Source organism: Spirosoma luteolum (genome assembly GCF_054778875.1).
On record NZ_BAAGZE010000006.1, the window covers coordinates 328755 to 353852 of the forward strand.

At 60.3% G+C, this 25098-nt stretch carries 23 protein-coding genes and 1 other RNA gene; 3 read left to right on the forward strand and 21 right to left on the reverse strand.

The window, feature by feature from the left end:
• Window positions 1-8: 8 nt before the first annotated feature.
• From ACYVAC_RS11965 to ACYVAC_RS12020, 12 genes are all read right to left on the reverse strand, one after another.
• Window positions 9-2339 (reverse strand): PAS domain-containing sensor histidine kinase, encoded by a 2331-nt coding sequence (locus ACYVAC_RS11965; RefSeq protein WP_461097918.1) that lies wholly within the window; start codon window positions 2337-2339, stop codon window positions 9-11.
• A 119-nt stretch (window positions 2340-2458) separates the two neighbouring features.
• A complete protein-coding gene (locus ACYVAC_RS11970; RefSeq protein WP_461097919.1) occupies window positions 2459-3091 on the reverse strand; it encodes an NAD(P)-dependent oxidoreductase in 633 nt (210 codons plus the stop codon).
• 75 nt (window positions 3092-3166) lie between these two features.
• Window positions 3167-3844, reverse strand: coding sequence for a tRNA (guanosine(37)-N1)-methyltransferase TrmD (gene trmD, locus ACYVAC_RS11975; RefSeq protein WP_461097920.1), 678 nt, complete (start codon window positions 3842-3844; stop codon window positions 3167-3169).
• The gene (gene rimM, locus ACYVAC_RS11980) at window positions 3834-4424 is read right to left on the reverse strand and encodes a ribosome maturation factor RimM (protein WP_461097921.1); all 591 of its coding nucleotides are present in this window, start codon (window positions 4422-4424) and stop codon (window positions 3834-3836) included. The genes trmD and rimM overlap by 11 nt, the downstream gene beginning before the upstream one ends.
• 72 nt (window positions 4425-4496) lie before the next feature.
• On the reverse strand, window positions 4497-5051 hold the full coding sequence (locus ACYVAC_RS11985) for a 30S ribosomal protein S16 (RefSeq protein WP_461097922.1): 555 nt from the start codon (window positions 5049-5051) through the stop codon (window positions 4497-4499).
• A gap of 143 nt (window positions 5052-5194) precedes the next feature.
• Complete coding sequence (arsN2, locus tag ACYVAC_RS11990) at window positions 5195-5638, reverse strand: arsenic resistance N-acetyltransferase ArsN2 (protein WP_461097923.1); 444 nt, start codon at window positions 5636-5638, stop codon at window positions 5195-5197.
• Window positions 5639-5670: 32 nt separating this feature from the next.
• On the reverse strand, window positions 5671-5985 hold the full coding sequence (locus ACYVAC_RS11995) for a DUF3817 domain-containing protein (RefSeq protein WP_461097924.1): 315 nt from the start codon (window positions 5983-5985) through the stop codon (window positions 5671-5673).
• Between the two features lie 3 nt (window positions 5986-5988).
• The gene (locus ACYVAC_RS12000) at window positions 5989-6450 is read right to left on the reverse strand and encodes a hypothetical protein (RefSeq protein WP_461097925.1); all 462 of its coding nucleotides are present in this window, start codon (window positions 6448-6450) and stop codon (window positions 5989-5991) included.
• A gap of 114 nt (window positions 6451-6564) precedes the next feature.
• On the reverse strand, window positions 6565-7476 hold the full coding sequence (locus ACYVAC_RS12005) for a helix-turn-helix domain-containing protein (RefSeq protein WP_461097926.1): 912 nt from the start codon (window positions 7474-7476) through the stop codon (window positions 6565-6567).
• A gap of 87 nt (window positions 7477-7563) precedes the next feature.
• Window positions 7564-8058: RNase P RNA component class A (rnpB, locus tag ACYVAC_RS12010), an RNA gene on the reverse strand.
• 321 nt (window positions 8059-8379) lie between these two features.
• On the reverse strand, window positions 8380-9750 hold the full coding sequence (locus ACYVAC_RS12015; RefSeq protein ID WP_461097927.1) for a DUF4403 family protein: 1371 nt from the start codon (window positions 9748-9750) through the stop codon (window positions 8380-8382).
• A gap of 46 nt (window positions 9751-9796) precedes the next feature.
• Window positions 9797-10828: a Smr/MutS family protein gene (locus ACYVAC_RS12020; protein ID WP_461097928.1), complete on the reverse strand. Its 1032-nt coding sequence runs from the start codon at window positions 10826-10828 to the stop codon at window positions 9797-9799.
• A gap of 208 nt (window positions 10829-11036) precedes the next feature.
• Here ACYVAC_RS12020 and ACYVAC_RS12025 point away from each other — a divergent pair, with 208 nt between their 5' ends.
• Window positions 11037-11459, forward strand: coding sequence for an EamA family transporter (locus tag ACYVAC_RS12025; RefSeq protein WP_461097929.1), 423 nt, complete (start codon window positions 11037-11039; stop codon window positions 11457-11459).
• A gap of 63 nt (window positions 11460-11522) precedes the next feature.
• On the forward strand, window positions 11523-13940 hold the full coding sequence (locus ACYVAC_RS12030) for a helix-turn-helix domain-containing protein (RefSeq protein WP_461097930.1): 2418 nt from the start codon (window positions 11523-11525) through the stop codon (window positions 13938-13940).
• A 16-nt stretch (window positions 13941-13956) separates the two neighbouring features.
• Here ACYVAC_RS12030 and ACYVAC_RS12035 read toward each other — a convergent pair whose 3' ends face one another.
• From ACYVAC_RS12035 to ACYVAC_RS12060, 6 genes are all read right to left on the reverse strand, one after another.
• Window positions 13957-14526 (reverse strand): DapH/DapD/GlmU-related protein, encoded by a 570-nt coding sequence (locus ACYVAC_RS12035; protein WP_461097931.1) that lies wholly within the window; start codon window positions 14524-14526, stop codon window positions 13957-13959.
• A gap of 114 nt (window positions 14527-14640) precedes the next feature.
• Window positions 14641-16881, reverse strand: coding sequence for a xanthine dehydrogenase family protein molybdopterin-binding subunit (locus ACYVAC_RS12040; protein ID WP_461097932.1), 2241 nt, complete (start codon window positions 16879-16881; stop codon window positions 14641-14643).
• Window positions 16882-16883: 2 nt separating this feature from the next.
• A complete protein-coding gene (locus ACYVAC_RS12045; protein WP_461097933.1) occupies window positions 16884-17939 on the reverse strand; it encodes an FAD binding domain-containing protein in 1056 nt (351 codons plus the stop codon).
• On the reverse strand, window positions 17936-18571 hold the full coding sequence (locus ACYVAC_RS12050) for a (2Fe-2S)-binding protein (protein ID WP_461097934.1): 636 nt from the start codon (window positions 18569-18571) through the stop codon (window positions 17936-17938). The genes ACYVAC_RS12045 and ACYVAC_RS12050 overlap by 4 nt, the downstream gene beginning before the upstream one ends.
• 56 nt (window positions 18572-18627) lie before the next feature.
• Entirely contained in the window at window positions 18628-18927 is a 300-nt protein-coding gene (locus tag ACYVAC_RS12055; RefSeq protein ID WP_461097935.1) for a cyclophilin-like fold protein, read from the reverse strand.
• 201 nt (window positions 18928-19128) lie between these two features.
• Complete coding sequence (locus ACYVAC_RS12060; RefSeq protein ID WP_461097936.1) at window positions 19129-19413, reverse strand: cupin domain-containing protein; 285 nt, start codon at window positions 19411-19413, stop codon at window positions 19129-19131.
• A 471-nt stretch (window positions 19414-19884) separates the two neighbouring features.
• Here ACYVAC_RS12060 and ACYVAC_RS12065 point away from each other — a divergent pair, with 471 nt between their 5' ends.
• The gene (locus ACYVAC_RS12065) at window positions 19885-20916 is read left to right on the forward strand and encodes an AraC family transcriptional regulator (protein ID WP_461097937.1); all 1032 of its coding nucleotides are present in this window, start codon (window positions 19885-19887) and stop codon (window positions 20914-20916) included.
• A 15-nt stretch (window positions 20917-20931) separates the two neighbouring features.
• On the opposite strand, the gene ACYVAC_RS12070 is transcribed toward ACYVAC_RS12065, so the two are convergent.
• The 3 genes from ACYVAC_RS12070 to arsM all read right to left on the reverse strand — a co-directional run bounded on the left by ACYVAC_RS12070 (window position 20932) and on the right by arsM (window position 25039).
• Complete coding sequence (locus ACYVAC_RS12070) at window positions 20932-23064, reverse strand: vWA domain-containing protein (protein ID WP_461097938.1); 2133 nt, start codon at window positions 23062-23064, stop codon at window positions 20932-20934.
• Window positions 23065-23165: 101 nt separating this feature from the next.
• Window positions 23166-23912: a 3-oxoacyl-[acyl-carrier-protein] reductase gene (gene fabG / locus ACYVAC_RS12075; protein WP_461097939.1), complete on the reverse strand. Its 747-nt coding sequence runs from the start codon at window positions 23910-23912 to the stop codon at window positions 23166-23168.
• Window positions 23913-24070: 158 nt separating this feature from the next.
• Complete coding sequence (arsM, locus tag ACYVAC_RS12080; RefSeq protein WP_461097940.1) at window positions 24071-25039, reverse strand: arsenosugar biosynthesis arsenite methyltransferase ArsM; 969 nt, start codon at window positions 25037-25039, stop codon at window positions 24071-24073.
• Window positions 25040-25098: the final 59 nt, after the last annotated feature.

The following is a 25098-nucleotide window of genomic DNA, read 5'->3' on the forward strand; positions in this document are numbered from 1 at the left end:
GAGGTAGATCAGGCGGGCAGGTACACGGTAAAGGTAGTTCCTTCACCCGGTTCGCTCTCGGCCGTTACGGTGCCGCCGTGGTTTTCGGCCACCTTGCGCACCACGGCCAGCCCGATACCGGTACCGGCGTATTTGTTGCGCACGTGCAGCCGCTGAAACACCTTGAACACCCGTTCGCTGTGCTCGCTCTCGAAGCCGATCCCATTGTCGCTGATGCGAATGGCCCAGTAGTCGTTCCGGCGATTCATGGTAGCCGGCAAATGATCGGGCAACTGATAGGGCGTAATGCGTTCGCACTGAAAGGACACCACCGGTTTACGCCCCTCCACAATGAATTTAAGGGCATTACTGAGCAGATTCTGAAACAGCTGCCGCAGCTGAATCCGGTCGCCGTTGATCATGGGCAGGGGCCCTACCTCGACCAGCGCCCCACTGGTCTGGATCGGATACCAGAGATCTTCGATCAGTTCGTCGATCATGCCCCCCAGCCGCACCGGTGCAAAGGCTTCCTGCTGTGAGCCCACGCGGGCGTAAGTAAGCAGGTCGCGAATCAGGGCGGCCATGCGTTCGGCCGCGTGCTGCATGCGGCTGACAATTTCTTCTCCGTCGGCCCCCAGCTGGGGAGCATGCCGGTCGTGCAGAATCGACCCGAACGAAATAATTTTTCGCAGGGGCTCCTGCAAATCGTGCGAGGCTACATAGGCAAAGGCCTGCAGGTTCTCGTTCGACCGTTTCAGCTCGACGTTTATTTCCTCGAGCTTCTGCCGGTACTGACGGTCGGCCGTCACGTCGACGGTCGATACGACGACCCCATCGCCCGACCGGGCGGTGTTGATGTCCAGCACCCGATCGGCCGCGGTTACTTCGAATCGATCGGGCTGCCCCGTTTCGACCACCCGCCGGAATCGGCTCAGGTTTTCGTGCACATCATCACCCGTCATCAGTTCCAGATAGGTGCGGGTCATGAACTCTTCGGCCCGGCCGCCCCAGAGCTGCAGGGCCTGCCGGTTGGCCTGTACCGTTTCGAAGTCGATGATCTGCCCCCCGGCGTCGCGGATGGTACGGTGGAGCGCAATACCGGTCTGGGCATTGTCCAGAATATCCTGCAACAGCTGCGACTGCGACTGCACCAGTGCCTCGGCCTGCTTCACGGGCGTAATATCGAGCGAGGTCTGGATAAAACCATTGCCGTGGGGAACGCACCGGACATACAGCCACCGGTCTGTATGATCATCCTGGTAATGGGTTTCCTGAACGAGCGGCTCCCGTGTTTCGACTACCCGGCAGAACGCAGTGAACATGCCCGAAGCGCGGTCGCCCGGAAACGTTTCGAGCAGCCGCCGGCCCAGCAGGCTATCGCCGGGTGCCAGATTCCCCAACCGGTCGGCCTCGCTGCTGGCCAGCTGATACTCGAAATCGACGATCTGCCCGGTCTCGTCGCGCACGGCCTGCGTTACCACGATGGATACGGGCGAGTTGTCGAGCACCTTCTGCAAAAGGTCGGCCTGTTTTCTGTTTTCCTCCAGCACCTGGTGGTAGTTGGTGATATCCGAAAACATCACCATGAAGCCATCGTTGAAACGGGTACCGGTTACGTCGAGCCAGCGCTGGGTAGTGGTCGAATAGCGCTCGCGCCGGTTGGTCCTGTTGTTCTCGACCAGATCGACATAATGGTCGAACAGGTCTGGTTCGCGCCCAAAAAGCGTCCGAAACGACTGGGTCGTCAGCTCGTAGCTGGTTAGCCCGGTCATGGGCAGTACGGCCTGGTTGTGGAAAAGCAACTCAAAATCGACAATGTGACCGGCCTCGTCGCGTACCGCCTGCGAGATTATCACGCCCACCGAAGACAGTTCGATCAGCTGTTCGAGAAAGGCCGCCTGCTCCCGAATCTGGCCGGTGGTCTGGGTAATCCGGTCGTGCATAAGGGAGGCCTGTACCTGCCCTACACTGGCCTGGTGTTCGGCCTGCCAGCGCGCCAGCACCAGTTCGGTGATGTCTGTTTCGATCAGGCCGATGCCGGCCGACTGTGTATCGGTGGCCGGCAACACGGTAAGGGTAAGCGAGAGGTAGCGTACTGCCTGGCTGGGCCGGTGATCGACGGGCAGTTCGACGCCGGTCTGCGACTGCCCGGTGGCAAAGACCATCTCGAGCAGCGGTCGGTACAGGTGTGCCGTGGGCTCGCCCAGTACGCTCAGCAGGGGCTGCCCTGCTGCTACATCGCCCGGTTTCGCCCAAAACGTGGCCCAGGCTTCGTTTAGCGTTTCGATTACATAATCAGTTCCGCGCACAATGACCATCGGAACGGAAGAATGCTGAAAAAATGTAGTAAACGAATCCATTAAACGAGTCGGCTTAATGCAACGATCGGTACTGGTTAAAGCTACTAAACCCCCTGCACATTTACCATACCTTTTTTATGGTAATATAGGCAAAAGGGCATATGACTGATTCCAGGGGGTTACTTACCGGTAACAATCAGCGTTTTACCCACATACGTGCTACTGTCGAGCTGATCGAGCAGAAAAGCGGCCACATCGCTCCGACTGATCCGGGGCATGGCAAACAGCGGAAATTTCATGGATTCGGCCACGGCGATTTGCCCGGTGGCGGGGTCGTTGGTGAGCCGGGGAGGCCGCACAATGAGGTAGTCGAGGCCACTGCCCCGCACGGCCTGCTCCTGTTCTTCTTTCTGGGCGATGGGCCCACTCAGCACGGTTCGGATAAACAGTTTACTGGGCAGCGATGCACCGGCAAAACTGTCGCCTACGCCCAGCGATGAGACGACCAGCAGCCGGTTGACAGACGCCTGCTTCATGGCGGCAATGAGGTTGACGGTGCCATCGGCCACGGCCCGATCCGATTGCCCCGGCCGGCCACCCAGCGAACAGATGACGGCATCCTGCCGGCGAACGGCGGGCAGCAGCGCATTGGGATCGAGCACATCGCCCGTCACCACCGTCAGGTGCGGGTGTGTCAGCGGTAGCCGGGCCGGGTCGCGCACGAAAGCCGTGACATAATGCCCCCGGTCAAGTGCCTGCCCGACAGTTGCCAGTCCGGTGCCGCCAGTGGCACCTACGACAAGAATTTGCATGGTAAAACGGGTAGTTAGTTGTTAGTCAACAACTAACCAGCCCGCCATTTGATTAAACCCGGCGCCGGAAATCCCTCAGGAGTCGAGCAGATCGGGCCGGCGGGCACGGGTACGGGCCAGTGCCTGCTCGTGGCGCCAGTCGTCGATTCGGGCTTCGTGTCCCGACAGCAGAATATCGGGTACGCGGTGCCCTTCGAACTCGGCGGGGCGGGTATAGACCGGCGGGGCCAGCAGATTATCCTGAAACGAGTCGGTCAGGGCCGACGTTTCGTCGTTGAGTACGCCAGGCAGCAGCCGGATAATGGCGTCGGACAGCACGCAGGCTGCCAGTTCGCCCCCCGACAACACGTAGTCGCCGATGCTGATTTCTTTGGTCACGAACAGCTCCCGCACCCGCTCATCGACTCCTTTGTAATGGCCGCACAGAATGATCAGGTTCTGCCGCAGCGAGAGCGCGTTGGTTGTCTGCTGGTTGAGCCGGGCCCCGTCGGGGGTCATGTAAATAACCTCGTCGTAAGGGCGATCGGCCTGCAGGGCGCGTATACAGCGGGCAATGGGCTCGATCTGCATCACCATGCCGGCCCCACCCCCAAACGCATAATCGTCGACGCGCCGATGCTTGTCGAGGGTATAGTCGCGCAGGTCGTGGACCACCACCTCTACATAGCCCCCCTGCTGCGCCCGCTGCAGAATCGAGTGCGCAAAAAAGCTGTCGAGCAGCCGGGGCAGGCAGGTAATGATATCAATCCTCATCGGTATCGCTGTCATCGGTATCGCCATCGACCTCGGGTTTGTCGCTATCGTCGGCCATGTAAATGTCCAGCAACCCGTCGGGCAGCACCACATTGAGCTTCTGAGTCGCCCGGTCGACCGTCCGGACGATGTCGCTGTTGATCGGAATCAGGACTTCCTTACCCTGGTAGTCCATGGCAATCAGGTCCTGTGCATTCATGGCGTAGACGCCCTGCACAATGCCCAGTTCACCAGCCTCGGCGTCGACGACCTGATAGCCCACGATTTCGTGGAAATAAAAGCGGGTCGGGTCGGTAATGGGTTCGAGTTCGTCGAGGGGCAGAAAGGCCCCGCAGTTGATGAGCCGTTCGGCCTGCTCGATGGTATCGATGTCTTCGAAAGCCACGATCGCCCGGCTGCCTTTGACAATGGCAATCGACTCGATAAAGTACGGAATCAGTTCGCCCTTCACCTCCAGCAGCACTGAGTCGAGTTCGGCGTATTCACCCGGCTGGTCGACGTCAAGAAACAGCACCAGTTCACCGTTGACCCCGTGGGTTTTGGTGATGTGGCCTACCTGATAGCAATCGTCTTTGGTCATGATTGTTAGTTGGTATAAAAAGAGCCTGTCCAGTAAGGAACAGGCTCTTTGTCAACAGATCGCAGGGATAGCCTATTCAGCTGCCGGAGTTTCGTCGGCGGCTGCTTCGGTGGCCGGAGCCTCCTCAGCGGCAGGTTCCTCAGCAGGGGTTTCTGCTACGGGTTCTTCCACCTTGTTTTTCTTGGCAATCGCTTCAGCGCGGGCTTCGTTTACCTTGCGCTCAGCTTCCAGACGCGCGGCCCGGGCCTGCTCTTTGGTTTGCGTTTTGGTATCGGCTACACCGGCTTTACGGTTCTCCTTGTCTTCTTTCCAGGCGTTGAATTTCTCGTCGGCCTGCTCCTGCGTGATCGCGCCTTTGTTCACGCCAACCTGCAGGTGTTTTTTGTACATCAGCCCCTCGTGCGACAGAACGGCGCGCGCGGTATCGGTCGGCTGAGCGCCCACCATAAGCCAATAAACGGCCCGCTCGCCCTTGAGGACAACGGCAGCCGGGTCAGTGTTTGGGTTGTACGTACCGATTTTTTCGATAAACCGGCCATCGCGTGGAGCTACTGACTCTGCGATCACGATGTCGTACATCGCCATTTTTTTGCGTCCGCGACGCTGTAAACGAATTTTAACAGCCATTTGTGCTTGTTGGTTTTGATGAGGGGGCGCACCCCCCGCGTAAAACGTGGCCGCAAAGGTACGAAAAACTTTCCGGTATTCGGTATGTAGTTTTCAGTTTTAAGCAGTCCGTTCATTGGAGCGTCCGTTTCGGCGGGGCGTTTTCAGCGGGCGGCCGTCAGCGGGCGATATAGCACATTCGCCGATGCGGGGCAGACGCTTCTGAACTGACCCGTTTGCCGGATTGAATCGGGAACCTGTTCGCGCCCGATGGGCCGAAACCCCTGCCGTTCGAAGTACCCGGCCGCCGTTGTGGTCAGCAGATAAACGGCCGTCAGCCCCTCCGCCCGGGCCGCTGCCAGCCGGTCGGCAATCAGGCGGGCCGCCAGACCCTGCCCCCGAACAGCCGGATCGACAGCGACCGAGCGCAGGAGCCCTGCGCTACCGTACGATTCCAGACCCGCCACCCCCACGAGTGAATCGCCCGTTCGGGCCACTACAAAAGCCGCCAGATCGGCGGGCAAATCATGGGTAGGCAGGTTGACCTGACCAAGCAGCGCTTCGAGGGCGGGCCGATCAGCCGCCTGGGCGGGTTGCATTCGTATCATAACAGTACTTCGGTTTTGCAGGCCCTACTACGTTACGCACCTTTTTTTTGTCGGTCTAACCACGCCCGGCTGATGTAGAACGTGCCGAAGGGCACCACCGACGCCAGCAGTACCTTCCAGGTTGTGCGCCAGAACGACCAGCGTTCATCAATACTGACACTGATGGCTGCCAGCACGTAGAAAACAAACAGCAGCCCATGGATGGGACCGATTACCCTGACCAGGGTTGGATCGCCAGCCAGGTATTTGACGGGCATGGCGATGCCCAGCAGGGCCAGAAAAGACAGCCCTTCGAACAGGCCGATGGCATGGAGCCGGCCCAGGCCGGTTTTGAGCGATGAAAACATAAGTTAGAAAAAACGAAGATAAGGCCGTTGCGCCAATGGTGAAAATGGCCAGGGGATAGCAATCAGCAAAACCAGCAGCGCGCCGGCAAACCAGATTACCAGCGTGCGGAACTTAGCCGGATCGGTGGGTTGCCGTTTGGCCGCCGATGAGCCAATGGTCAGCAGCACAACGACCACTGTCATCAGCAGTGGGTGCAGCCAGCCGAAAAACCGGAGCGCGTTTGCCGGATGCGGCTGTGCCCCGGCGCGAAAGGCCGCGACCAGCGGACTCACGAAGTAGAGCGTATAGCCAATCAGCAACTGCACGTGGGCGAAGGTCGCCGTGAGGTGCCGTGCGGTGTTGTCGATGCGCGTAAACGACCGCCGGCCCCTCCAGCCCCGAACACCACGCCCCAGGGCAAACAGTACACTCAGCAGCACCAGCCAGCGCACGACGGCGTGCACCGAGAGTAGAAACAGGTACATAGATCGAACAAAACCGGGTGAAATGGCAGCGGCCGATGGCAGAACATTGTCCGGGTGCCGGTCCGGTGCCACAAAAGTCGGACGGGACAGGCCTGGCGGGTAGGACAAATGCCGCTAGGTACCGGACGGTTCAATCCGTCGCCGAAAGGCACTGGGGGTTAGGCCTTCATAACGCCGGAACAGGCGGCTGAAATACGAGGGGTCGGCAAAGCCCAGCTGGTCGGCAATCATCGCAATGGTATCCGGCGTTTGCGACAGCCGCACTTTAGCTTCGAGCAACAGCGCTTCGTCGATCCAGCGCGTGGGCGCTTTGCCGGTTGTTTCGCGCAGGACTTTATTGAGGTGGTTGGGGGTGATGTGGAGCTGCGCGGCATAGTCGGCCACGCGGTGTTGCCGGCACACACGCTCGGCCAACAACGCCTTGAAGGCGTGCGTGAGCCGGTGGGCGGCCGGCTGAATCGTGGCCGTGACCGGTTGGTACACCTGCGCCACTTCGCTCAGGAAAGCCATCAGATACGATTGGATCAGCAGCCGGCCCTGCAGGCCCCGGGCCTGATAACGCACCAGCATCCGCCGGCTCAGAAACAGCAGGGCCTCCAGCGAGTCGGCCGGCGGGCAAACCAGCAGGTTACCCCAGGGCGTCAGAAACTCAAAGTCGGCCGTACCGGCGCTGGCTACGGGCCGGTCGGCCAGGAAATGGGGATGGACGTGAAACAGGTAGCCTTCGTTCATGTCGTCGCTGCCGAACGAAAACACCTGCCCGGCCGGCACAAACAACAGCGAACCCGCCGTGGCCGTATAGGTATCGTAGCCGATGGTCATGGTAGCGGCACCGGCCGTGAGCAGCAGAAAACTGTGGGCTATCGACCGCGACGGGGGAACGGGCCGGGTTACCTGGCGGTACATCGCTTCCAGCCGGACAACAAAAAACTGACCGGGATCGGCCTGAAGTTGCGCGTCGCGCTCAGCCGACGGCGCCATAAACCGGCGCAGAAAGGCCTGTGTGTCGTAGGTCTGGATACTCATGCCCTGCCGGCCGTGCTCCGGCTACCGAAGCGGATCGCCAACCTGGGTGTCAGCGCCTGGATGCCGGCCATTTGTCAAAAAAAACCGATGTGGTACGGATCGATAAGCCGGGTTCTGTCGGCCGGTTTTGCAACCGGCGTCTTATCATTTATCTGGGATGGCCGTCACCGACCACCTCGTTCGACCTACCCGCTCCGGTTTTCACCCGACCGAGGCCGGGCTGCTGGCGACGAGCAGCCGCGCGTCCGGAGCTTATTTGGTCTTTCAGCCCATAAGGGTTGCCATGCCCCGCCGGTCACCCGCCGGGCGGTGGGCTCTTACCCCACCGGTTCGCCCTTACCAACTTTGTTGAGTGATGGAGCGGTTTAGTGATTGAGTGGATAAACCAGCGTGCGCTTTATTACTCACTCAACCACGCAACTACTCAATCGCCATTAAAGATTGGCGGTATATTTTCTGTTGTCCTGTCTGTCAGCCGGTCGTCGCCAACCGACTGCCTTGCCGTTAGCAAGTATGGCGCTCTGTGCTGCCCGGACTTTCCTCACCGACCCCAAAGGCCAGCGCGATAAGATGACCCGTACCACGTCGGTCGGGGCAAAGGTACGGGTTTCGGGGGTAGGTTGGCGTGTGTGGTTTGTAGTTTGGGGTTTTTGGTTTGTAGTTTTCTGTTTACAGTTTTCAGGGAGTCGTATGTGGGTATCCGTTGAACAGGGTATTGCCCGGCTTTCAGCATGCGATACTGAACGTACCGGCTGCGCACCATATGCCCGTCTGCAAGCATCATCCCCCACCTTGCCCCCACTAGCCCCACCAGGCGGTGGCATTACCCGAATACGGTAAACCGCAAACTGTAAACTACAAACTACAAACCACAAACTGAAAACCACAAACCGTACCCCTCGCCTACTCCAGCCCCTCAACCCGCACGTTGACGCGGCCGGTAGCGTTGACGACGGCCAGCATAGAACCCGGCGTCAGATAGACCTGGTCGGGCTGAATCCGGTCGATGGTGCCGTTGACCGTTACCCCTTTGGCCAGCTGGTTGTTACGGAGTCGCGCCTGCAGTTGTTGCTGTACGTCGGCCAGTTGCGAGCCAACGGGAATCGTCAGCTGTTTCTGGAGCGTTTTGGCAAAAGCCCCCTGCAGCAGCCAGCTGGCCGACCGCTGCAGAATGTTGCGCGTGTCGAGGTCGTAGGTCAGGTCTTTAAGCGAGATGGTCTGTGTCTGGGGGTCGTAGGCAGGCCGCCCTTTCAGGTAGATATGGCCGTTGATGGTGCCCGACAGGCCCGCTTTCACAATCAGGTTATCGTTCTGGCCGTACAGGTCGATATCGGTGAGCGTAACGCTGTAACCGCCCGAGATCGGAAACGTTTTACCCACAAAATTTTCCGACGCCAGCCGGGCCGCTTCTTCGTAGCTTATTTCGCTCAGCAACCCAATCCGGAAGTCGTCGGGCACCTGCGGCACCACCGTCAGGTCGGGCAGGGTCACGGCCGGCCGCACCTCGGGGCGCGCGCCGGTGCTGGTCAGCGTAAAGGCTTCGATCCCGATTGTCGACCGGATCACGCGCCCATCGAACCGCAGCGGAGTAATCAGCACCCGTTTCGGAACCACCTGCAGGTAGGTGCGGTAGGCTTCCGAAATCAGGTACGGCTCCCGCAGCAGATTCCAGGCCCGCAGCACCGGCGTTTTCAGATCGACGTTCTTGCGCACCTGCTGGTCGATGGCCGTGCTGATGCTGCTCAGGTTTTTATCGATGGTGCGGCTGACGAGGCCCGTAATTGGAATATTGAGCCCGATAAACCGCACCGTGGGCTGGCGTACCCAGCTGTAGCCATCGGCCTGGGTCTGGGTCTGTACCGTCCAGTCGGTACCCAGCTCGAATTTGCTGTTAAAGCGCAGGTCGAGCTCGAACTCGGTTTCCTTGTACTGCGTAAAGCCCAGCACCGACACCCCGGCCCGCACCCAGATCCGCAGCGGCACCGTAAACCGAAACAAACTGTCGTCGGCCGCAACCAGGATGGGGGCCCGCTTCCAGACCTTGGTCAGCAATTTATCGCCGTTGTTGTCGTCGGGGCTATTGTCTTCGTAGATCAGCCCGTTTACCTGGGCGTTGAGCTGCCGCTCGACATCGGCCAGGCCAATGCTGACGGGTACGTGGACGGTAGACAGAAAGCGTTCGCTGCGAACTTCCATTTCGGTGAATTTATACGCTTCTTTCGGGGCGGTGGGGTCGAGCCGGATGCCGGACTGACAGCCGGTCAGTAGTCCCATCAGCAGCAGCCATCCGACCCAGCGGCTGCCACCGGCCGGGACGACCTTACCGGAGCGTGACCTTCGTGGCCCCATAGCCAAACTTCTGTTTCTGGGCATCTTCAAAAAACCGAACGTGGCTGTGCTGACCGAGTCGTTTATGCAGCTCGGTGCGCAGAGCCCCCGACCCGACCCCGTGAATAAACGTAATATCGCTCATACTGCTGGCAATGGCGTTTTCGAGGGCTTTGTCGAAGGTATCGAGCTGCAGTTTGAGCAGATCGGCCGCCGAGCGGTTACCGGCCCCTTTGGGCAGCAGCGCTTCGATGTGCAGGTCGACAACCGAGGTGGGGCGTTCGATCGATACGGTGTCGGGATCGTTTTTCGGTTTCAGCATCTCAGCCTTCAGCTCGTCGGGCCGGATGGTCATGGGCTTGGGACGGTTCGACGCCGTCGCGGCTGGGGTTTGATCGGCGGGGTTGGCGTCGGCATCGAGCTGCGTAACGTAACCGGGCTGGTTGAGCACCGGTGCGGTGGCTTTCTGCTTGAAGAAGCTGGCCGCCCGGGCTTTGAATCGCTTCAGAAACGGTGGCCGCAGCGACGACTTGCCCGCCCGGAACCAGAGCCCCTGCACCACAAAGGTGGGCCAGTTTTCGAACGTCGCGTGGGTGTAGTGGTCGTTGAATTTCTGGCTTGACTTCGGCTTCAGCACGCCCGCCTGCAGGCCCCGAAACTGCACCCCGCCCGTGGGCGCGGCCGACTCTTCGCCCAGCGTGTAGGGAAACTCCCAGTCGGTATTGTTGATCAGGTGCAGCGCGTACTCCCGATCGTTGACCGGCATAAACGCCAGATAGATACCCTGGTTGGCCACAATGGCCGATGCGGCTGCCGTTGGAGGGGCCTGTTTCTGGGGCGCAAACGTTGTTGGCCGCAGCAGTTTCTCGGCTTCGAGGGGCGAGACCGTTACCAGGTCCGACCGCATCACTTCAATCCGAAAGCCATCCTCGATTTCAATTTCAATCATGCCGTTGGGCAGAAACCGGGATACCACGCCCTGTTCTTTGGCTCGCAACAGCCGCACTTTATCGCCAATATTCATGTGTTCTGTGTGTTTAACATCGGTTGCCAGACAAACCGGGCGCATTGCCCACGGAGCGCACCGGCCGAATACAAGTAACCCAAACAGACCGCTCTGAGTTTGCCGGGGCGCAAATGTATCGAACGGACTTCCCCCGTAATACTTTTTTTAATGCTTTTGCCGCCGGGCGCGTTAGTAAGGCATTCATCCGTTCTGCCGCTGCCTGCTTATGTGGATTCTTTTTTCGCTGGGTGCCGCCCTCACCGCGGCTACCGTTGTTACCCTCTCCAAAATTGGCATCAAACAGGTCGATTCGAGCCTGGCCTTTGCCATTCAGTCGGTCCTGATCCTGATCGTGTCGTGGACCACGGTGCTGGTGCAGGGCAACCTGAACGAGCTGAGCCGCGTGGACCGGCGCAGCTGGCTGTTTCTGATCGGGGCGGGGGTGCTTACCTGCGTGTCGTCGCTGCTGTCGTTTCGGGCGCTCAAGCTGGGCAATGCCTCGCAGGTATCGCCCATGACCAACCTCTCGCTTGTTTTTGCCGTGCTGCTGGCAGGCCTTTTTCTGCGCGAGAAACTGACCTGGCCAGTGCTGGTGGGCGTGGGGCTGATGGGAGCCGGCGCCCTGCTCATTGCCTTCGGCCGCGAGTAGTCCGGCGGCCCGAAAAACGCCCGAAAAGCCGTATCTTTAAGGCTCGCTAACGCCCACCGCTTCATGGCAGCCCCCGTCAACGAAACCCTCGAACTAGCCCACAATTTCGTTCTTCATACCAACCGCAACGTGTTTCTGACCGGCAAGGCCGGCACCGGCAAAACCACGTTTCTGCGCCAGATCCGGCAGCTGGCGGCTAAACGGCTGGTGGTCGTAGCGCCCACGGGCGTAGCCGCCATCAACGCCGGGGGCGTCACCATTCACTCGCTGTTTCAGCTGCCGTTCGGACCACTGGTGCCGGGAGCCGTACAACGCGACGCCCGCAAATTCAACCGCGATAAAATCAGGCTGCTGCGTACCCTCGATCTGCTGGTGATCGACGAGATCAGTATGGTGCGGGCCGACGTGCTCGATGGTATAGACGCCGTGCTGCGCCGGTACCGCAACCGCGACGAACCCTTCGGCGGGGTGCAGCTCCTGCTCATTGGCGACATGCAGCAGCTGCCGCCCGTGATCCGCGATGAAGACTGGCAGCTGCTGCGCCCCCACTACGATACGGGCTATTTCTTCGGGAGCCGGGCCCTGCGCGAAACACCCTACGTAGCCATCGAACTGACCCACATCTACCGGCAGTCCGACGAGCGGTTCATTGCCCTGCTCAACAGCATTCGCGAAAAGCGCATCACCCCGGCCCAGCTGGCCGACCTTAACGAGCGCTACCGACCCAACTTCGACCCCGACGATGCCGAAGGGTACATCACCCTCTCAACCCACAACCAGAACGCCCAGCAGATCAATACCCAGAAACTGGCCGCGCTGAAAGGCAAACCCCGCCGGTTTACGGCTACGGTCGAAAACGATTTTCCGGCGCACACCTTTCCTACCGACGAGGTGCTGGAGCTGAAAGTAGGCGCGCAGGTCATGTTTATCAAGAACGACCTCTCGCGCGACAAGCTGTATTACAACGGTAAAATTGGCCGCATCACCGCCATCGACGACGAGCTGATCTACGTGCGCAGCCTCGACGACGACACGGAACTGGCCGTGGGGCCGGCCATCTGGGAGAATATCCGCTACACGCTCGACGCCCAGACCAACGAAATCCGGACCGATATCATCGGCACCTTCACGCAGTATCCGCTGCGGCTGGCCTGGGCCATTACCATCCACAAAAGTCAGGGCCTGACGTTCGAGAAAGCCATTATCGATGCCTCGGCGGCCTTTGCCCACGGCCAGGTCTACGTGGCGCTGAGCCGCTGCAAAACGCTGGACGGGCTGGTGCTGCGCGCGCCCATTCCCTCGTCGAGTATCAAAACCGAGCAGATGCTCGAGGATTTCCACGAGCAGGTGCAGCAGCAGACCCCCACCGAACAGCAGCTGCACGACGCCAAACGCCTGAACCAGGAGCAGCTGCTCTACGAACTGGTTTCGTTCGAGGGCATCCATGCGCAGCTGTACCGCTGCCGCCGGGTAGCGGGCGAACACGCCGGTTCACTACCCGACGAACTGCTGCCGCTGCTCACCGAACTCACCGAACTGCTGACCGAGAAAGCCCGCGATGTGGCCCGTCGGTTTGCCCAGCAGCTGCCTACCTACTTTGCCGCCGATACCCTACCCGAAACTCACCCGGCCCTGCAGGAACGCGTGGCCAAAGCCGGCGCGTATTTCGACAGCCTGCTCGGCAGCGAAGCCCTGCCGCTCTTCTACCGATGCCCCACCGATACCGACAACAAACAGGTGCGGGAACTGCTGCTCGACGCGATGGATGAGCTGGAGAAAGCCCTGGTGAGCAAACAGCAAAGCTTCCGGCGGGTGCAACAGGGCTTTGAGGCACTGGGCTATCTGCAGGCCCGCAACCACGCCGAACTCGACTTTGTGCCCCTCCGCAAACAGCACGAGCCTGCCGGCAATGGCGGGGGCGGCAGCCGCGACGACCTCTACGGCGCGCTCATCAGCTGGCGCAACGACCTGGCGGGACAACACAACACCACGGGCTTTATGGTCCTGCCCGGCAAAACCGTTACCGAGCTGGCGCGCACCCGCCCCACCACCATGGATGAGCTGCTGGCCATCAAAGGCTTTGGTAAAACCAGAGCCCGGCAGATTGGGGCCGATGTGCTGCGCATCATTCAGGAATTCGGCCAGCGCAAACCCGCCCGGGAGTCGAAACCCAAAGCCGCTAAAGGCGATTCGCTGGCGACCACGCTGGCGCAGTTTCGGGAAGGCAACACCGCGGCCGAGATTGCACAGGCACGGGGCATGGCCCAGTCGACCATCGAAGGCCACTTGGCTAAACTCATTGCCGCCGGCGAACTGTCAGTCGACGATGTACTGTCGGACAGCAAGCTGAACGCCATCCGATCCTACCTGACCGACCATCCCGACAGCGTGCTGACCGACGTGGTCAGGGCGCTGGGCGACCCCATCACGTTTGCCGACGTGCGTATGGTGCTTAGTTCGATGCGGGTCGAAGAAGCGTAGCGGCTGATCACTACGCCTACAGGCTTTTTACCGGCCGGGCCGGCACCCCGGCTACTACCGTATTGGGCGGCACGTCGCGACTAACCACGGCCCCGGCCGCCACAACGGCGTTTTCACCGATCGTCACGCCGGGCAGGATGGTGGCGCCCGCCCCAATCCAGGCGTTGCGTTTCACCACGATGGGCGCCACCAGCAGCGTTTTCCGGTCGGCGGGATCGAGTGGATGGTTTTCAGTGGTCAGATTGACCCGGGGACCAATCTGCACATCGTCTTCAATGGTGATGCCGCCAATGTCCAGAAAGGAGCAGACGTGGTTTATAAACACATTTTTACCCAGACTGATGAACCGGCCGAAATTGGTATGAAACGGCGGAAAAATCGTGGTAGACTGATCAATCTGGGTACCAATGATATCACTTAACCGGCTACGAACCTGATCGACATCGGTGACGGTGGCGTTCATTTCTACGCACAGTCGGATGGTGCGGGCAACGGCTTCGCCGAACCGGGCATAGTCCGGGTCATCTTTTCGGAGCGGCATACCGGCTCGCAGCCGGGCAAATACATCGGTCGAACGTTCAGGCATATCAGATAAATGGGGTTGAAGCAGTGGCGCCCGGCCCACCCGGGTGCGCGCTGTGCTGACTAAAAAAGGGCCGGGTGTTTTGCGCCCGGCCCCGTCACGATGGTTATCAGCCGGTTACACCAGCTTCTGCATAACCTTATCGGGCGTAATGGGCAGGTCGCGGATGCGCTGGCCGCTGGCGTTGAATACGGCATTGGCCACGGCACCGGCAAACCCGATCAGGGCAATCTCGCCCATGCCCTTGGCCCCCATCGGGTTGATGATCGGGTCAGGTTTATCGATCATGATGGTTTCGATGGCCGGTACATCGGCATGCACCGCCACGTGGTAATCGCCCAGGTTGTTGTTGACAAACCGACCAAAGCGGTGATCGATCATCCCCTCCTCGGTGAGTGCCATGCCGATACCACCCGCTACCCCACCAATCATTTGACTGGCGGCCGTTTTAGGACTGACGATGCGGCCCGAATCAGCCACGCTGACGGCTTTCGTGACCCGCACTACGCCGGTCAGCGGATTCACCCGCACCTGCACGAAGTGCACCGAGAACGAATACATCGAGTAGTTGCCCTGCTCGGGTCCCCCCTTCGAGGCACCGCTTTTCGTGATCTCGGTGAGGTTGGCGGCCCGCATCAGGTCGGTCAGGCTTACCGTCCGGCGCGGCTCTTTTTCTACCAGCAGTGCCCCGTCGGCCAGCGTCAGCTCGTCGGCCTGCCGGCCCGCCAATGCCCCGCCCTGCCGGGTGGCCAGTTGGGTCAGCTGCGCCCGGATCTGGGTGCAGACATCGTGCACCGCCGAACCCACCGCCGACACAATGGCCGACCCGCCCTGCGTGGGCGCTTTGGGCAGCGATGTATCGCCGTATTCGACCTTGATGCGGTCGAACGGAATCCCCAGCACATTGTGGGCAATCATGGTCAGGGCGGTGCCGGTACCCGGCCCGATATCGGTTACGGCACTCTGCACCGTAAGGGAGCCATCGGCGCGGAGCTGTACGCGGGCCGTGGCATCCCAGCGAAACGCGTTGAACGTACCGGTGCTCATGCCGTAGCCCACGAGCCACTCGCCCTCCCGCAGGCTTTTCGGTTCGTTTTTGCGGTTGGTCCAGCCAATCGCTTCCGCGCCCCGCTGGTACGCTTCGCGCAGGTGTTTGCTGGAGTACGGGCGGTTGTGCTCGGGGTCTGTTTCGGTATAGTTGCGCAGGCGAAACTCGATGGGGTCGAGGTTGAGCTTGTAGGCCATTTCATCCATGGCCGATTCCAGCGCAAACGCACCCGTTGCTTCGCCCGGGCCGCGCATCCAGATGGGCACGCTCCGGTCGAGCCGCACCAGGCGGTAGCGCGTGCTGACGTTGGGGCATTCGTAGAGAAACTTGGTCATGTTGACGGTAGCCTCCGTAAAGTCCTCGTAGCTCGCCGTTTCGGCGGTGGCTGCGTGCGCCAGTCCGATGAGTTTCCCGTTGGTGTCGGCGCCCATATTGATGGTCTGCACCGTGTAGGGGCGGTGGCCCACCAGCGTAAACATCTGCGCCCGGGTCACCACCAGCTTGAGCGGCCGGCCCAGCTTGCGGGCAATGGCCACCACAGCCGTTTCCTGAGGCCAGGTACGAAGCCCCATCCCGAAGCCGCCCCCCATAAACTCCGTATGCACGTGCACGTTTTTGGGGTCGATTTTGAACGCCTGTGCCATGGCCTCCTGGGTAGCGTTGACACCCTGCGTTTTGGCATAGAGCATTAGCCTGTCGGGGCCCGTCCAGTGGGCCAGAATGCCGTGCAGCTCCATCGGGTTGTGCACTTCGATGGGTATGGTGTAGTTGGCCTCCAGCGTCACCGGGGCCGACTGGTACGCATCGGCTTTACCGCGCAGGTAATCGCCCTGACCGGGCCGGCCGGGGGCTACTCCCTCGCCCAGGTGCTTTTCTAGCTTTGTGCGGGCCGCCTGTTTCTGGTAGGCCACCTTCACCAGCGAAGCCGCGTAGGTAGCCCGCTCGAATGTATCGGCAACCACCATGGCTACGGGCTGCCCGTCGAACAGGATTTTGGGGCTGCTCAGAATACGGTAGGTTTCTTCGGTCTTGGGTTTAGGCGCCGGGCCGTCGGCCTGTCCGCCCACGGGCGCATCCCAGCCCGGAATGGGGGGCATGTTCTGGTGCGTAAAAACGCCCAGCACACCCGGAGCGGCCAGCGCCCGTTTGGTATCGAGGCTGGTGATGCTGCCGCGGGCAATCGCACTGCCGACGATCACGCAGTAAGCCATCCGGGGCAGTTCGAAATCGGCGAAGTACTGCGCCCCGCCCGTTACTTTCAGTCGCCCGTCGACGCGGTCGATCGGCGGATTTTTCGTTTCGTTGCGCATAATCAGGCGATGTTAGTAGCGGTTTTCAGGGCGTCGATCAGGGTATTGGGGGCCAGCGTCAGTTTAAAGTCATTTTCGCCGTAGCCTTTGGCGCCGGCCATGGCCAGCTGGGCGGCCTGCCGGAAATGGGCTTCCGTGGCGGGCTTGCCTTTCAGGTACCGTTCGGCTTCGGTCAGTCGCCAGGGTTTATGCGCTACGCCCCCCATGGCCAGCCGGATATCCTGGATGGTCCGTTCGCCCCCCCGCTTCCCGCTCAGATCGACCGCTACCCCCACCGACACCAGCGCAAAGGCGTAGGATGCCCGGTCGCGCACTTTCAGGTAGTGCGAATGCTCGGCAAACGGGTTGTCGGGCAGGTCGACCGACAGTATCAGCTCGCCGGGCAGCAGCGTGTTATCGCGCTGGGGCGCATCGCCGGGCAGGCGGTGAAAATCGCGGAACGGAATGGACCGGTCGCCTTTGGGGCCGGTCACGTTGACGGTGGCATCCAGCGCAGCCAGCGCGATGCACATATCGCTGGGGTGAACGGCGATACACTGACTGGCCTTGCTGCTGCCGGCGGCTTCGGTGCCGAAAATGGCGTGCATCCGGTTGGCACCCCCAATCGCGCCACAGCCCGTCGGGCCGTTGGCCTGGCCTTTGTCTGGTCCCGCCTGCACGGGGCCGCGCTTGTTGCAGGGCATCGACGGATCATAGAAATAAGCACAGCGGGTGCGCTGCATCATGTTGCCGCCTACCGTGGCCATGTTGCGCAGCTGCGCCGACGCGCCCGCGTTGAGCGCCATGGCCAGCAGGGGTGCGTGTTTTTTCACGAGCGGATGCTCGGCCACGGCTGAATTTTTGGCCAGCGCGCCCAGGCGCAGCCCGCCGGCGGTTTTCTCGATGGTGGCCAGCGGCAGGCGGTTGATATCGACCAGCCGCTCGGGAATCACCACCTGGCGCTTCATCAGGTCGATGAGGTTGGTACCCCCCGCCAGAAAGTACGTGCCGGCTTCTTTGGCCACGGTCGCCACCGCGCCCTTCGGGCTGGTAGCCCGGGTAAACTGAAACGGATTCATACTTTGCGCCCTCCCTGTTTTACGTCCATAATAGCGGCCACAATGTTGGCGTAGGCCCCGCACCGGCAGATGTTGCCACTCATGTATTCCCGCACTTCGTCGGGGCTGCTGGCGTGGCCCTCCCGAATACAGGCCACCGCCGACATAATCTGGCCGGGGGTGCAGTATCCACACTGAAAGCCATCGTGTTTGATGAATGCTTCCTGCATGGGATGCAGCTGATCGCCACTGGACAGCCCTTCGATAGTCGTGACCTGGCTGCCTTCGGTGGTCATCGCCAGCGTCAGACAGGCGTTTACGCGCTGCCCGTCGACGTGCACCGTACAGGCACCACACTGGCCGTGGTCGCAGCCTTTCTTGGTGCCGGTCAGGTGCAGCTGTTCGCGCAGCAGATCGAGCAGCGTCACGCGGGGTTCGATGCTGAGTTGTTGTGCGGTGCCGTTGATGGTCAGCCGCAGGGGCATCTGCTCAAAAGCGGTAGCCAGCTTTTCATCCAGCCCATTGTCGACAGCCGCGCTGGCGGCAGCGGGTGTCAGCGCCAGTGCGGCCAGCACCGACGACTGCTTGAGAAAATTCCGTCGGGACGAGTCGGCATCACCCGGATCGTCGCTAGTGTGTTGATGCTCAATCATACGAGTCTGTTTAGTAACCCTGCAAAATATGTCGTCCAGTGTACCGGATAGCCGGCTCAGTCAGGCTCAAAAGTGACTGTTACGCTGCCCCTACCCAGGGCAGCCGCCAGTGCGGTGCTCTTCGCGATACGTCCCAGGCTGGTATAACTGTAGGTTGTTGGAAACGTTTTGTAAAAAAGCACCAGCGTAGTTGCCCCATAGAGCATCAGATCGCCCGCCTGAATGGTGCCGGGGGTATGGGCGCTGACGGGCAAACCAGCCGACAGTTGCCCATACTTCTCGTTGCCATTTAGTTCGTTCAGTGTAAGGGTCATTGGCAACCGCGCGTAGAAAGCCGCTGCGGCCGTGGTAGTCAACAGCGCGCCCGAAAACGTTTGATCGCCTACCCTGATGCGGATGGAGTATATTCGGGCAGCAGGGTATCAGCCGAACCGGTTGTACGGGGGCCATCGTTTTCGGTGCCGGTCGGCACCGAACGGATCGGGTTGGTCATAGCAAGAATGAGCAGGAGTGAACCAAGAAATCCAGCTGATTTTTTCCTAGGCAGGCCAGTCAGACTAGTCGTGAGCACCGTTGTACTCGGCCTCCGTTACGGCCTCCAGCCAGTTCACGGCGCCCCCCTTACTGACATTCGGGTTGATGGCCAGGTGGATAAACGCGCCAGTGGGGCCTGCCCCGTGCCAGTGGGTAACCTGGGGTGGAATGGTTACGGAGTCGCCTTCCCGGATGATGCGCGCGGGCTGGCCGGCTTCCTGATAGTAGCCGATACCTTTCGTCACGACGAGCAGCTGGCCGTTGGGATGGCTGTGCCAGAACGTGCGGGCCCCGGGATCGAAGGCCACGCTGCTTACGATGCAGTCGGTTTCGGGGTTAGGGCCCCACCAGCGTGGTTACCCAAACGGTACCGGTAAAGCTGGAGGCTGCCCCCCGGGTCGCTGCCCCTGTGTTTCCTGTTGTTTTCTGCTGAGCCATAATCGATTGCGTTGTTCCCAAAAAACAGACACCCCAAAAGGCAGTATCTGGCCAGGCTTTTCGATGCTTTTTTAGCCATACCAACGGTCGCCGGTCACGTTGCTGGCAAACCGCCGATACGCCTGCAAACCTACCGGAACAAACGGGGATCGTTTATAGCAAAATCAGCGCTTTTTTTATGAAAATCGCACACCCCGCACGTACGTTTTTTTTGATCCGATCTCCTCCCCGATCACCCGAGCAAAATCGTTTTATGCTGACGACCAGCTTTTTGTACCGGTCATGCATCGCCCAATGGGTTAAGCCGTACTTTTGTCAATCAGCTATTGGTTTCAGGGTTTATGAAAACACACCGCAGCCGGGATGCCGGACCACGGGATGCCGGACCACGGAATGCCGGACCACGTCGAACCAGCGAAGCGCAGCCCATCACGATGGTGTACGATATGCCATCTGTCTTGCCGCCCGGCACCACACCGGTTAGCCGGCTTTATTACGAAGACTGGAATATCAAAGTGGTCGATCGGGAGAAAACCGGCTGCGACAATTACCTGACGCCCGACCGCCGTGATTTCTACAAAATCATGTTTATGACCAGCGGCACGGGTCTGAAAACCCTGGGCAAAGCGAATTACTTTATCGACGAACAGACCATTCTGTTTCTGCACCCGAATGAAATCGTCTGCTGGCGAAATGCCTCGCCCCAGGTGGGCAGAGGTATTTTCTGCATGTTCAAGAAGCGGTACCTCGACCAGCACCCGTCACTTAAACTGGTTATCGACCGGTATCGATTCTTCAGCGAGAAAAAGATTTTGCGCCTGTCGGCCGAGTCGGCCCGAATGATTCATCGGCTGCTGACCCAGATGAAAGCCGAAGCCGCCACCGGTGGCCCGCTGGCCGAAGAAGCCATGCAGGCTTATGTACAGCTCCTTCTGGTTGAGAGTCTGAAAGGCACCGACTACGTTCCCGTGGGCGAAGTTACCGGCGACTATCACCACGTGCATGCCTTTTTCGAACTCCTCGAACAGGAAACCAATCTGGCTAATCTGGACAACCCGATCCGTATACGGTCGGCCCGTGCTTATGCCGAGCGACTCAACCTGAACCCGAACTACCTCAATGGCCTGGTAAAAAAACACACGGGGCAACCCATCAGCACGCTGATCAAACAGCGGCTGGTGGAGGAAAGTAAAGCGCTGCTGATTCAGACCGACTGGCCCCTGCAGGCCATCAGTCAGATCATCGGCTTTGCCGACCAGCCCAATTTTAGTCAGTTCTTTAAAAAGTACGTGGGCGTCACCCCAACCGAATTCAGGCGCTCGCCCATATCACCCGACTACGAAGGTCCGGGGCCATCGGGCAACCCTGCCTGACTCGTTACGAGCCGGTCAGTAGCCGCCGTAAAATTTGCGCAGGCCCCACTCGGCGGTCATCAGCACCAGCAGTATCCCGAAGAGCCACCGCCAGTTGATCAGCTCGTTCATCTCTTCGGTGCTGGTCAGCCGGGCGGGGTGCGGCCGGGCGACCAGCGTGTTGACCAGCGCATCGACCTGGTTGGGGCGGTAGAACTGCCCGCCGGTCTGGCTGGCCAGCTGCCGCAGCATGCCATGATCGGCCGTGGTGTTGAGGGCTTCGAGCTGCTGATCGCGCACGACAAACTGCCCCGCCGACTGCTCGTTCTTACCCCGTAGCGATACCGATGCCCGAAACCGGTAGGCTCCTTTAGGCAACTGGCTGATCTCGTACCGGCTGTTGGCGGCCGTGGGCGTGTAGGTGTAGGTGCGGGTCTGGTTGCTTTCGTTTGTCAGTTCGAGCCGCACCGGCACGTCGTAGAGCCGCTCGTAGATGTCGTTATAGAGTTCCGTTTCGAACAGCACCTTCTCGCCCGTCACAAACTCATTCCGGATGGGGTACACCCGCAGCTTGCGCCGGTCTTCCTTCACCGAAATCAGCTGAATGACTTTCTGCATCAGCTCGTCGACCACGTCCTGCCGGTCGGTAAGGGCATATTCTTCGAGCCGCCACGACCACAGGCCTTCACCGGCCAGCACGGCCGTTTTGCGGGGGCTGGTCACGTTGAGCGCCAGCAGCGGTTTGGTCGTACGCACGCTGCCAACCTGCTGCCATAGCACCACTTCGCTGCCCGGCTGCAGGCGGTAGTCGCCGTAGGGCACATACATGGGCGGAAGCTTTGCCAGCAGTTCGAGTCTGGTCGGGTCGAAATTGAGTTGTTTGAAATCGGGATTGAATACGCCCGTCACCTTGTCTGACTGACCGGGCTGGCCCATCACCTGCATCACCGGGTTGGCCGTACTGAAAGGGCCCGTAGCCGACTGGGTACCCAATACGAAAAGTATAGGCGTAGGCTGCGCCAGCAATGGTTGCAGTACCGACGTACCGATGCCGCGGTTGTCGGGCAGCTGGTGCAGAATTAGCAGATCGTATTTTTTGCCGGCGGGGGGCGCGGGGTCGACCGAGCCGGTCAGCAGCCGCACGTCGACTTCGTAGTTTTGATTGCGCTCCAGCATGGCCCGGATGGCGCGAATGTCGGGGTGCGGAGCCAGGCCCAGCAGCAGCACCTTTTCCTTACCATCGATCACGTCGATGTACACATCCTGCCGGTTGTTCTGCGCGGTAAACTCACCCGACTGGGGCAGCACATCGACCACGTAATGCTGCACGCCTTTCTGGGTAGCCGTAGTCTGGAACGTCAGCTGGTTGAAGGTGTCGGTCCGCCCGAACCGGATCGTTTGCCGGCCCAGTTCGCGGGTGCCGCCCGCACCGACCTGCCGCAGCACCACCGTGGCGGCCCCGCCCTGAAAGCCGTTACTGACCACTTCGGCCTGTATGGGAAAGCTGTTGCCGAGATATGCGATTCGGTTGGCGACCACGCCTTTCAGCTGCACATCTTTTTTGGCCAGCGTATCGCCCAGCCCGATGGTGCTGATGGCGAAGGGATACTGCCCGAACGTGGGCGCGAGCCCCTGATTCACGATGCCGTCGGTCACGAGTACCACGTCGGTCAGGTTGCGTCCTTCGTAGTCGGAGCGAATGCCCCCCAGCAGGCTCGACAAGTCGGTGGTGCGCTGGGTGAAGGGCAGTTGCGTCAGGTCGGCGCTGCCGGCGCTCGTGTCGGTCAGGGTACGCACCGACACATCCATACCCTTGTCGGTCAGTTGCTGCCGCAGGGTTTGCAGCGCCGTGAGGGCCCGGTTGAGGGCCGGACGCCCGGCAGCCGCCACCGACTCCGAGTTGTCGACGGCCAGCACGATGCGTGGTTTTTCGGTCAGCGTGCGCAGGCTGCGGATCAGTGGGTTGAGCAGCAGAAAACACAGCAGACTAACTGCCACAAACCGCACCGCGGCCAGCCCGTAGGTGGTGCGCCGGTCGAAACCGCCGGCGGTAGCGCCCCCGGCCAGCAGCGGCAGGGGCCGGTAGAGGGCATAGGCATAAGCGGCCCCCACCCCGACACACACCAGCAACCACCAGGGCGACGACTGAAAAATAACGTTGGACAGCATGAAATCAGGTTTTCAGTATTCAGTTTACGGACAACAGTGTACGGGCTGCGCGCTCCATTCGGGCTCACCTTCGTAAACCGAATACCGAAAACCGGTAATGGCTACGTTAACATCCCCCCGTCGACCTGCAGCACCTGACCGGTGATGTAGCGCGACAGGTCGGATGCCAGGAAGATGGCGCAGTCGGCCACCTCGTCGGGCTGGCCACCCCGTTTCATCGGGATTTGCTGTTTCCATTCCTCAACGGCTTTTTCGTTTATTTCGCCGGTCATCTCGGTTTCGATGAAGCCCGGCGCAATGGCGTTGGAGCGGATGTTGCGCGACCCCAGTTCGAGCGCCACCGATTTGGTGAAGCCGATAATGCCCGCTTTCGAAGCCGCGTAGTTGGCCTGCCCCGCGTTGCCCCGGATACCGACCACCGATGTCAGGTTGATAATCGAGCCCGACTTGGCTTTCATCATGGGCTTGATGGCCGCTTTAGTCAGGTTAAATACCGACTTAAGGTTAACGTTGATAACGGTATCCCATTGCTCTTCCGACATCCGCATCAGCAGCCCATCTTTGGTGATGCCGGCGTTGTTGATCAGAATATCGAGTTTGCCAAAATCGGCGAGTACCTGTGTGATCAGGTCGTCGGCGGCTTTGTGGTCCGACGCGTCGGAGCGGTAGCCTTTCACCTGGCCGCCAAAGGCGCGGAGTTCTTCTTCCAGCGCCTGTCCTTTTTCAACGCTCGACAGGTAGGTAAATGCGATCGACGCACCTTCCTGCGCAAACCGCAGGGCCATCGCCCGCCCGATACCGCGGGATGCCCCCGTGATGAGGGCCACTTTTCCAGTTAGTAAGTTCATTGGTTAACAAGAACGAGTCGGGCTGATGAGCCGGCCGGGTCGCCTTCAGGTGCGCCTGACAACCGATTCATCAGCCCTTCTGCATGTGTATAATGTTGGCCAAAAATAGCGGATTAGGCTATACTGGACAACCGTATTCGTACCGATGCCCGGTACGGCTAGCAGCAGCCACCGCCATCGTAGTGCCAGGTCGAGGGCGAAATAAAGATATCGTCGCGGTTGAGCCGGGCCAGCGCACCCGCCGTTTTGTCGCAAACAGCCAGGGGTTGGTTGGGCAGCAGCACGTGGCCCTTATGGTCGTCGAAGTGATCGTCGGTGCCGTAGTAGATGGCCGTTTTGCCGGTGAAGATGCAGGGACCATCGGCCGGCATGGGGTCTTTGATGGCGCACACTTCCACGCTCTCGATATAGAGCAGCTCGTCGGTAGCGTACTGGCCCGGCGGCAGCACCCGGTAGGCGCGTTTGGCCCGTACCTCCACGGTACCGAATCCGACGCTCGTAATGAGATCGAGGTATTCCTGCAGCGGCACCGAACCGGTCAGGCACAGCGCCCGCAGCCGGGCGTCGTTGCGCAGCTCGTCGGACATGGGCTGTTCGCAGGTGGGGTCCGACATGACGAGCCGGCCATGGGGCTTCAGAATCCGGTAAGTTTCCTGCAGCGCCCGTTTCAGATCCTCGGTCTTGAAGATATTGAACAGGCAGTTCTGGGCGGCTACGTCGACGCTGTTGTCATCGACGGGCAAATCGAGGGCACTGCCTTCGCGCAGATCGATAAAGCTTTTGCTAAACCACTCGTTCTGCGCTTCGGCATCCAGCAGGTTATCCTGGCAGGCCTGAATCATTTCGGGCACCACGTCGACGCCGATGATGGCGCCCGGCCGGCGGCTGAAGTAGGCAAACTGGAGCAGCTCCATCCCACCACCCACGCCCACGTACATAACGGTGGGGCTGTTGACCAGATCGCGGGGGTTCACCGTGCTGCCGCAGCCGTAGTTCATGTCGAGCATCCGCTTGGGCATGCTCAGGCCCGGCAGTTGCCAGACCGGATTTGTGGTACAGCACAGGCCTACCTGTGGCTCTTCGGCAGCCTGCCGGTACACATCAACCGTTGTTTCAAGATAGCTCATGAACCAGAATACGCGTAAACCGGTCCGCTGGATTGACCGGGGGGTTAGTAAACAGGCTT